Below are 10,283 nucleotides of genomic sequence, written 5' to 3'. Positions count from 1 at the left end.
AACACCCTAGCCGGAGAATAATACAGCTGTACGATAAAAGACGTAAATACAGAATTCACCTTTCATCATAGACTATTTCTTTAAATTATCTGCTTCGTCCTTTACTATTCTCTTAGAATTCAGTCTATCCTGAAGAATTAGTTGCGGCATTATGCAATAATCCGTCACCTTTTTTAAGCGTTCATTGTAAGTCATTTGTAAACAGTCGGCGCAAAGTTTTTATTTATTGATGAAAGATCGAGAGACCATGGAAACAAATACACAAATTTGCATTATCGGACAGGGCTATGTAGGTCTGCCACTGGCAGTCGAATTTGGGAAGAAATTCCCAACCATAGGGTTTGACATCAAAGAAGATCGCATCAACGAGTTACGCGAAGGTGTTGATAGCACACTCGAGTGCTCATCTGAAGAGCTTGCCGAGAGTACTCATCTCACGTTTACTACTCAGCTCGATGATATCAAGAATGCTACAGTCTATATCGTCACAGTTCCTACACCGATCGATGACTACAAAACACCAAACCTAACGCCGCTAATCAAAGCGAGCGAGATGCTTGGCAAAGTAGTCAAAAAGGGCGATTACGTTATTTACGAGTCGACTGTTTACCCGGGTGCAACCGAAGAAGACTGTTTACCACTAATCGAGCAAGGCTCTGGTTTGAAGCTAAATGAAGATTTCTTTGCGGGATACAGCCCGGAACGAATCAATCCTGGCGATAAAGAACACCGTGTCACGAACATTCTCAAAGTTACCTCTGGCTCAACGCCCGAAGCGGCAACTTTTATTGATGACCTTTATAAAAGCATCATCGTTGCCGGCACGCACAAAGCAGCTTCTATTCGTGTAGCTGAAGCCGCAAAAGTTATTGAAAACACCCAGCGTGACGTCAACATCGCTCTCGTTAACGAGCTTTCTTTAATTTTTGACAAAATGGGCATCGACACCCTGGAAGTACTCGAAGCCGCTGGCACAAAGTGGAACTTCCTCCCCTTCCGCCCAGGCTTGGTTGGCGGTCACTGTATTGGTGTAGACCCATACTACCTAACACATAAAGCGCAATCGATTGGTTACCACCCAGAAATCATTCTTTCCGGTCGTCGTATTAACGACAACATGTCTGCTCATGTTGCCGAGAAAGTATTGAAGCTTATGACCAAGAAGAAAATTCAGGTTGTTGACGCAAACATTCTGGTCATGGGGCTTACATTTAAAGAGAACTGCCCTGATATTCGCAACACCAAAGTGACTGATGTTATTACAGAGCTCCAGGGCTACCACGCCAATATTGACGTCTATGACCCTTGGGCAGATGCAGAAGAGGTGAAGCATGAGTATGGGCTTAACTTGATCAGCGAACCTAAACAAGATCACTACGATGCAGCAGTCATTTGCGTATCACACGACCAGATCAAAGAAATGGGTATCGCAGAAATCCGTAAGCTATGCAAAACCAATAACGTTATCTTTGATGTGAAATATCTATTCGACAAAGATGATGTTGATGCGCGTTTGTAAGCCTCAGCTCGGCATTGAATTAAGAGCCCGGTAGTTACCGGGCTTTTTTGTTATCCGCTTGCGATTCGATAATTAGCACCACATGGCAACCATTGGCACTCACTACATCCTCAGCGCGCTAGGCGGCGCGAGAAAAAAAGGCGTCGATACTCGCCAACTGCTAAAGCAAGCGCGAATATCCGAACTTCAACTCAGAAACCCCAGAGCACGCTTCCCGGTAGAGTCGGTTGCCAAGCTCTATTCAAGTATTGCAGAGACCCTAAATGACGAGTTTATGGGCTTCACTGAAACCCCCATTAAGCTCGGAACCTTTGCCCTCATGGCTGAATGGGTCAGTTACAGTCATAACCTCGAAGAACTATTGCATCGAGGGATTCGCTTCTATAACCAGATCAACAATGAAATAAAGGTTTCTCTTGATGTCGAAGGAGAGCACGTATATTTCACCTCAGAGTTCAACAATCCGGAATTAGATTTCGAGCACTTTTATATCGAGTACTGGCACGTCATTTGGCACCGCTTTGCAAGTTGGTACATTGGCAAACCAATTAAACTAATTGGCGCCTATATTAATTACACCCCCATTGATCATGAAGAATTTGAGCTCTTGTTTCGCTGTAAAACTAACCAAAAGAGCAAATTCAACCGCTTAGTCTTCCATCGGAAGTATCTCGAAGAGCCTTTGATCAAAACTACTCGCGACCTAAAAGTCTTTCTAGCACGCGCGCCGATAGATCTACTTACCATCCCCGGCGAAGACAATAGCCTGACAGCACAAATCAAACTTCTTATAGAGCCCAAGAGCACCCACATCAGCGAAGCAATTAAACTTCCAAATAGCGCTGTCATCTCTCGCCAATTAGGAATCAGTGAACAAACACTACGCCGAAAGCTTCACCTAGAAGGCATTAGCTATCAACAAATCAAGGATAATCTTCGCCTCGATATCGCTAATAAGCTGCTGACCAAGCGCAACCTGACTATCGCAGAAATTTCTCAGCACCTTAACTTCAGCGAACCCCGAGCCTTTTCACGCGCCTATACAAAATGGACAGGCGAAACACCGAAAACCTACCGCGTAAAAAAGATAAAATAAGCGATTAAGTCTATTTATCTGCACCTTTTCAACCAACAAATAAGCGTTTATGTCTATTTAAATTTTATATATTTGTCCTATACAGACATCATAACAAAACACTTATCTGTTTAATTTCAACACCTTAATTAAATATCACACCTTACCTCTCGTATCGAAGCGCACTTTATTTTATAGACATTTCCAAATATCATCGCTGCACTTTTTAGGACAAAAGCGAACCTTTTTCGTTTTAGTCATAATATTAAATTGCCAAAACTTCGCTACACTTGAGCGCTAAAATACACCTATACTTAGTAGCTTTATTTAACGAACTCCTATCACGACAGGCAAGCAAACTAACGGACCGTGCGATGACAACAAGCAAAGACGCCACACCCAAGATCAGCCTAGATAACCCTTTTGGTTCTGACAACGAGCTGGACTTTAGAATCCCCGGGCAAAATGCAGAAAACCCCGGACTTTATGAAGAAACTCTCCGTAAAGGTTACGACCTGATGCAGCGCCCAAGAAAAGCTGCTGGTGTAACGGCCATTACGCGTCAACACAGTAAAAAGCGAATGACGATATGGGAACGTATTTCAGTTCTAACAGATGAAGACCCAAAGGTACTGTTCCAGAACTGGGGTAAAAATCTAGATGGCGCGTCAATCGTCACGGCAGTCGTAAAAATAGACGGCCGAGACGTTGCCTTATACGGTCACGATTTCACCGTCAGGGCGGGCTCTATGGATGCCACCAACGGCACTAAGCTAGCCCGCTTAATGGAGCTTGCGGGTAAACGAAAGATTCCTTTAGTGGGCCTAAACGATAGTGCCGGCGCTTACGTCCCCGCCGGAGTCGGCGGTCTAGACGGTTACGCCGAAGCTTTTACCGCTTTAAGAAAGATCAGCGGTGTTGTACCTAGCATTATGTGCATGTTTGGTTTTAATGCCGGTGGTGGTTCATACCTTCCACGCCAAGGTAGCTTTATGATTCAGCCAAATGATACATTCTTTGGCCTAACAGGCCCTGGTGTGGTGAAAAGTGTACTCGGTGAAGATGTAACGCCTGACGAGCTTGGCGGCCCTGGCGTACATAGCCAAAGTGGTGTCACAGATATCGTGGTAAAAGATGAAGTCAGCGCCTTGAAGAAAGTTCGCCAACTACTCAAATATCTTCCGAACAACAATTCCGAGTTAGCACCCTATCAGGAAACGTCCGATCCGATTGATCGTAAGACCTGGGATATCGACATCCTGCTGAAGAAGGCCTTCAATAGCCCAACCGGTTTCAATACGCCTATTGATGTCACTATCATGATCCAGCAACTTTGCGACCATGGCGACTTTATTGAAATTCAGGAAGAGCGTGCACGTAACACGGTTACAGCCTTGGGTAGAATGGGTGGCAATGTGGTCGGCTTTCTGGCCAATAACAGCGCCGTGTCTTCAGGCCAGATTGATATTGATGCAGCCTATAAGAATGCACGCTTTATCCGCTTCTGTAACCTTTACAATATCCCTGTCATCTTTATGGAAGATACAACGGGTTTCTTACCTGGTAAAGATCAAGAATCAAACGGTATTGTGCAAGCAGGTAGAGCAATGCTTGATTCAATTATTGACCTAAGAACGCCTCGTTTTTTGGTGATCATTCGTAACGCTTTCGGTGGTGCTTACGCTTCTTACAACTGCTATCAGACAGGTGCAGACTTTGTATGCGCCCTGCCTTCTACCAGAGCAGCCGTAATGGGACCAGCAGGTGTAGAATTTGTCTATAAGAAGGAGTTACGCGCTATTCGCGGTGCGGTTAAGACAGGCGAGCAAAGTGCCGAATGGGGCGCTGAGCAAGAAGCCTTACTCGCAAAACGCTATGAAGAAGAATTGATGAACCCAAATGAGGCGTTGAGCCTAGGGTCGATCTCTCAAATTGTTATGCCCAGAGACATGCGCAAGGTCTTGTGCGAACAGCTCAATTTCCACTTATCACACTATACACCTGAGCCACTCGGCGGCGTACAAAGGGAGTCTTTCTAATGAGTAACGAACATTACCTTAACAACCCGCTGACTCATCAAGACCGTCGTTTAGGCCAATCAGACAGCACTTGGGTACGTAGCTTCTCGTGTGAAGACATTCGCCCCTTAATCATTTGTCGCGGCCCTATTCGTAAAGAAGCAATGGATGTATTTGCAGAAATGGGAGTGACGCATTGCGGTATCTTATTGTCTGAAAAAGACAGTATTGTTTATCAAAATGCCTTGGCGCCAGAACTGCGCCAAATCAACAATCCTGACCGCATTCACCGTGTGCCAGACTACAGCGGCGCAGATAAAGAAGAGCGTGTTCAGCGCATAGAACAGATCATTCGCATTGCTAAAGAGAACAACTATAACGCTATTTTTGCCGGCTACGGCTTTATGGCCGAAGACGAAGCGATGGTTGGCGCAATGGAAGAAGCCGGTCTGAACTTTATTGGCCCTTGCTCGGAAACGGTTCATAAAGCAGGCCTAAAAGACGAGGCGAAGCGCACCGCATTGCAAGTCGGCGTCAGTGTAACGCCTGGAATCAACAATGCTACTGCCTTGACACTCCTTAAAAAGCATAGCGATGAAAAGGCGCTACTGTCTTTAGTCAAAAAAGAAGGCTTAGCACTCAACCAAAAACGCTTTGAAAATGCCGACTCAATTGAAGATAAAGCCGACGTCGTGCTTGATGCAGGCTACAAAAAAGGCATCGACCTTTATAGCGTGGCAGAGCTTCAGGAAACCGTCCGCGAGCAAGTAATCAAGATTGGCCAGGAATACCCTGAAAACCGTATTCGCCTGAAATGCATCGGCGGTGGCGGAGGTAAAGGCCAACGAATACTCTCCAGCCCTTCAAGCTTTAAAGGCAGCATCGAAGAGCGCTTAAGCCAAGCAGCAGATGAAGCACCTTCTCTAGTACTTGAGATCCTCAACGAGGTAAAAGCGACAGGCCAAGGCGACAACAAGAATATTCTTGTCGAGTTGAATATCGAAACCACCCGTCACCAGGAAATCCAGGTGATCGGTAATGGTGAATGGGCACTGGCTTTGGGCGGTCGTGATTGCTCTTTGCAGATGCATGAGCAAAAGCTGCTGGAAATATCGGTTACGACCGAAGATTTACAGCATGCGCTTACAGAATCTTTGCATCGCGGTAGTGAAGCCGAATCTAAAATCCTTAGCCAGGAGATCAAAACCCTTCAGGCGATGGAAAAAGAATCCGAAGTATTTGGTCAGGCAGTAGGCTTGGACAACGTATCCACCTTCGAGTGTATCGTTGACCGCGACAAACACTTCTTTATGGAAATGAACACCCGAATTCAGGTTGAACACCGCGTTACAGAGCTCTGTTATAGCCTGAAATTCGTCAACCCCGACAACGCTGATGACAGTTTTACGGTGCACTCATTGGTCGAGGCCATGGTATTACTCGCTGCACACGGCAAGCGCTTACCCAAGCCCGAGCGCGTATTGCGTCATAATGCTTCGGTTGAAGCCCGCCTTAATGCAACTAACCAAGCTTTGGCACCCCATGCAGGTGGTTTGATTGAACATTGGTCAGATTCGCTTGATGGCGAAATTCGTGACGACCAGGGTATTAGTCTTCACAACCCTGATACCGATGTATTCATGTCCTATCACTTGGCCGGTGCTTACGATAGTAATATCGCCCTACTCCTGACTGTTGGCAACAATCGTCTGGAAAGCTTTGAACAAATGTCTGAAGTACTTCGCCGCACTAAGCTGGAAGGTAAGGATCTAGGCACCAACCTTGAATTCCATTACGGCTTGGTCAACTGGATAATGGGCAACAATATTCATGCGAAACCAACAACCCAGTTTATCGTTCCCTATCTAACGGCTGTAGGCGCGTTAAAACAACAGGCACAGCAATACGACCTGAACCAGGTTTATGCTGAAGTGTGCCAAGCAAATATTGCTAGCCTTAAATCCAAGGACGACAAGACTGCAATGCAAAGCGTATTGCAACGCAAACACCTATTGCTTACACGTCCGGTTGAGCACTTAATGCTTGAACCGCATTTGTTATCCGGCTGGTTGGCCATGCATCAAACTCACTTCTCGGTTGATAAGAAGGGCAAGGTCTCCTGGATAGAAAACCCGATTAAAGTTCTGGATGAAACTTATCATTTCCTTAACATGGACTTTCACCCGGGAAACAAGCGAGAGAACCCAGCGGCCACCATGATCTGGGATCATGACCAGGAAATCCTCAGCGATGCACTTTCCTTCTATAGCACACTTGAAGAAAAACTGGATATTTGCAACTTCAACGACTTAGACAAAGCCCTAAAAGCTGCCAAGCACAGCGATTTTGATACAGCGACCTGGGCCGCAATCAAAGCTGCCCACGCAGGCTATCAAGCTGGCTGCAGAGTACTACTATTACTGCCATACATAGCCGCCAAGACAGGTTTCTTCGAACTGAAAGTCGCTGATGACCTGAGCTTAGTCATTCCTGAGAACTTAACCAATAAAGATTATCAGGAAGCGATGGCGAAGGTCCTAGTACCACCACCTGTCGCGAAAAGTGATGAGATTCTCGCCAGCTCAGGCGGTATGTTCTATTCGCGCGAAGCGCCTGATATGCCTCCCTTTATTGAGGAAGGCCAGCACTTTGAGACGGGAGATCCGCTCTATATCGTTGAAGTCATGAAGATGTTCAATAAAATAGCTGCGCCGTTCTCTGGCACCATTGCTAAAGTGCTGCTTGAAGACGACGGCACCATTATTAAGAAGGGTCAGCCACTGTTCAAAATTGTTCCTGATGAAGAAATCGTTATTGAAACAGACGAGCAGATAAAAGACAGACAAACCAAAGCTTGCACTGAGTTTTTGGCGAATATTTAGGAGAATAAACAATGATTACAGGCTTAGACCACATTGCGATAGCAGTGCCAGATTTACAGAAAGCCATAGAGCGCTTTGCAGAAGACTTCGGCTTGAACCTGAAAGGTCAGGAAGATGTACCTGAAGCAAAAACCAGTGCTGCGTTTTTAGACGTTGAGAAAACCAGCATTGAATTGATTCACCCGCTTAACGGTGAAGGCCCTGTGCAGAAATACTTGGAAAAGAAAGGCGGTGGCATTCACCACCTTTGTTTCCGCAGCGACGATATCGAAGCGGATGTTGAGCGTTTGAAGGCAAAGGGTTATCAATTCCTTTCCGATGCACCTTCACCTGGTGCGCACAATTGTAAAGTGATCTTCATCCACCCAAAAAGTGCCGACGGCATTTTAATAGAGCTTAACCAACCCATGGGTCAGTAAGCACTTACATAAGCATAACAATAGAGCAGCTATTACTTAACGAGAAATACTATGTCTGATAAAAAGCCTGATTTAGCCGCACAACTCGAGCAATGGGAAGCGCTTGCGACCAAACAAATGAAAGGGGTCAGTCCGGATGAAATGACCTGGCAGACGCCAGAAGGTATTCCCGTTAAGGTGCTCTATACCGAGGAAGATACAAAAGACCTGCCTCACACCCAGACACTTCCCGGTATGGCTCCCTTTGTACGTGGCCCAATGGCAACGATGTACGCCGGCCGCCCCTGGACCATCCGCCAATACGCAGGATTTTCCACCGCAGAAGAGTCAAATGCTTTCTATCGCAAAAACCTGGCTGCCGGTGCACAAGGCGTATCAGTTGCCTTTGATTTAGCGACTCACCGAGGTTACGACTCAGACCACCCACGCGTAACGGGTGATGTAGGTAAAGCAGGTGTGGCGATTGATTCAGTCGAAGATATGAAAATTCTTTTCGACGGCATTCCGCTTGATAAAGTATCGGTATCCATGACCATGAACGGCGCAGTCTTGCCAATCCTGGCTAGCTACATCGTTGCAGCAGAAGAACAAGGCGTTTCACAAGAACAGCTTTCAGGCACTATCCAGAATGACATTCTGAAAGAGTTTATGGTGCGCAATACCTATATCTACCCACCAAAACCATCCATGAGGATTATTGGCGATATTATCGGCTACACCTCCGAGAACATGCCTCGCTTTAACAGCATTTCAATCTCCGGCTACCATATTCAGGAAGCCGGTGCTGATGCAGCGCTGGAACTAGCCTACACACTTAGCGATGGCAGAGAGTATGTTAGAACTGCACTGAAAGCTGGTTTGGACGTCGATGCCTTTGCGCCTCGCCTTTCCTTCTTCTGGGGCATTGGCATGAACTTCTATATGGAGATCGCCAAGCTCAGAGCCGGTCGCTTGTTATGGCATAAGATTATGGACGAGTTTAGACCTAAGAACCCCAAATCTTCTATGCTTCGAACCCACTCGCAAACATCAGGCTGGTCTTTGACCGAGCAAGACCCTTACAACAACGTGATTCGTACCACCATCGAGGCGATGGCTGCGGTATTTGGTGGCACTCAGTCGCTACACACCAATGCCCTGGACGAAGCGGTTGCACTACCAACAGAATTCTCTGCTCGTATTGCGCGAAATACTCAGATCATCCTTCAAGAAGAAACAGGCATTCCTCAGGTTGCAGACCCTTGGGGGGGCTCCTACATGATGGAAAGCCTCACGCAGCAGATTGCTGATCGAGCTTGGGAATTAATTGAAGAAATCGAGGAAAAAGGTGGAATGGCGAGCGCCATTGAACATGGCATTCCAAAAATGCGAATTGAAGAAAGTGCAGCGAAAAAGCAAGCACGCATTGATCGCGGTGAAGATGTCATTGTTGGTGTCAATAAATACCAGCTCGATCACGAAGATGACCTGGATATACTTGAAGTAGACAATGTTGCTGTACGCGAGTCACAAATCAAGCGCTTGGAATCGATTCGTACAAATCGAGATTCTGATGCGGTTAAAGCAGCGCTTACAGCCTTGACTGAGGCGGCGAAAACAGGTGAAGGCAATTTGCTAGAATTGAGCGTAAATGCTGCTCGCTTACGCGCGACTGTTGGCGAAATTTCTGATGCTCTGGAAGAAATATACGGACGTTTTCAGGCCGAATCTCGCACTATTAGCGGCGTTTACGGCGCCTCCTATGAGGGCGATGAAGACTGGCAAGCAATACAGTCTGATATTGAAGCCTTTGAGAAAGCCCAAGGTCGACGACCTAGAATGCTGGTTTGCAAGATGGACCAAGACGGCCATGATAGGGGCGCTAAAATCATCGCCACCTCATTTGCCGATGCGGGCTTTGATATCGACCTATCCCCTATGTTTTCAACCACTGAAGAAGTCGCCAAGCAAGCCGTCGAAAATGACGTGCATGCCGTCGGTGTCAGCTCACAAGCTGCAGGACACAAGACACTAGTTCCTGAGCTCATTCAGGCGCTCAAAAATCAAGGCGCGGACGACATTATCGTTATTGCCGGGGGAGTGATCCCTAAACAAGACTACGACACACTCTATCAGGCAGGAGTTAAAGGAATCTTCGGGCCTGGTACAACAGTGCCTTATAGTGTTCGCCAAGTGCTAACGGCGATCAATGAGTCTGCCTAGCTTCCTGGTATGAATATCGATCTTGAGCAACTCAAAAAAGGCCAGCGCCGAGCACTAGCCAAAGCTATTACCTTGGTCGAGAGCAAGCGCGACCAAGACAGAGCGGCTGCTCAACAAGTCTTGAATGAGCTATTGTCAGATACCGGAAATAGCCTTCGTATAGGAATC

6 protein-coding genes and 1 pseudogene are annotated in these 10,283 nt (G+C 46.6%); all 7 read left to right on the top strand.

The window, feature by feature from the left end:
- The first annotated feature begins 247 nt into the window (after positions 1-247).
- On the top strand, positions 248-1,519 hold the full coding sequence (gene tviB / locus A3756_RS11330) for a Vi polysaccharide biosynthesis UDP-N-acetylglucosamine C-6 dehydrogenase TviB (RefSeq protein ID WP_068513984.1): 1,272 nt from the start codon (positions 248-250) through the stop codon (positions 1,517-1,519).
- A gap of 82 nt (positions 1,520-1,601) precedes the next feature.
- Positions 1,602-2,615 carry an AraC family transcriptional regulator gene (locus A3756_RS11325; protein ID WP_068513982.1) on the top strand — a complete coding sequence of 338 codons (1,014 nt, stop codon included), beginning with the start codon at positions 1,602-1,604 and terminating at the stop codon, positions 2,613-2,615.
- A 353-nt stretch (positions 2,616-2,968) separates the two neighbouring features.
- Positions 2,969-4,633: an acyl-CoA carboxylase subunit beta gene (locus tag A3756_RS11320; protein WP_068513979.1), complete on the top strand. Its 1,665-nt coding sequence runs from the start codon at positions 2,969-2,971 to the stop codon at positions 4,631-4,633.
- Positions 4,633-7,494, top strand: a complete 2,862-nt coding sequence (locus A3756_RS11315; RefSeq protein ID WP_068553521.1) for a biotin/lipoyl-containing protein — start codon at positions 4,633-4,635, stop codon at positions 7,492-7,494. Before A3756_RS11320 ends, A3756_RS11315 begins: the two co-directional genes overlap by 1 nt.
- A gap of 11 nt (positions 7,495-7,505) precedes the next feature.
- A complete protein-coding gene (mce, locus tag A3756_RS11310; protein ID WP_068553520.1) occupies positions 7,506-7,913 on the top strand; it encodes a methylmalonyl-CoA epimerase in 408 nt (135 codons plus the stop codon).
- Positions 7,914-7,964: 51 nt separating this feature from the next.
- Positions 7,965-10,115: a methylmalonyl-CoA mutase gene (gene scpA / locus A3756_RS11305; protein WP_068553519.1), complete on the top strand. Its 2,151-nt coding sequence runs from the start codon at positions 7,965-7,967 to the stop codon at positions 10,113-10,115.
- Between the two features lie 9 nt (positions 10,116-10,124).
- Positions 10,125-10,283: pseudogene (locus tag A3756_RS29255) on the top strand (methylmalonyl Co-A mutase-associated GTPase MeaB); the annotation flags it as partial.

It is taken from the genome of Oleiphilus sp. HI0086 (genome assembly GCF_001635225.1).
This window is presented reverse-complemented; position numbering and strand designations above follow the sequence as displayed.

Coding starts and splice junctions, on each gene's coding strand:
- tviB (WP_068513984.1), top strand. CDS start 248: ATGGAAACAAATACACAAATTTGCATTATCGGACAGGGCTATGTAGGT.
- A3756_RS11325 (WP_068513982.1), top strand. CDS start 1,602: ATGGCAACCATTGGCACTCACTACATCCTCAGCGCGCTAGGCGGCGCG.
- A3756_RS11320 (WP_068513979.1), top strand. CDS start 2,969: ATGACAACAAGCAAAGACGCCACACCCAAGATCAGCCTAGATAACCCT.
- A3756_RS11315 (WP_068553521.1), top strand. CDS start 4,633: ATGAGTAACGAACATTACCTTAACAACCCGCTGACTCATCAAGACCGT.
- mce (WP_068553520.1), top strand. CDS start 7,506: ATGATTACAGGCTTAGACCACATTGCGATAGCAGTGCCAGATTTACAG.
- scpA (WP_068553519.1), top strand. CDS start 7,965: ATGTCTGATAAAAAGCCTGATTTAGCCGCACAACTCGAGCAATGGGAA.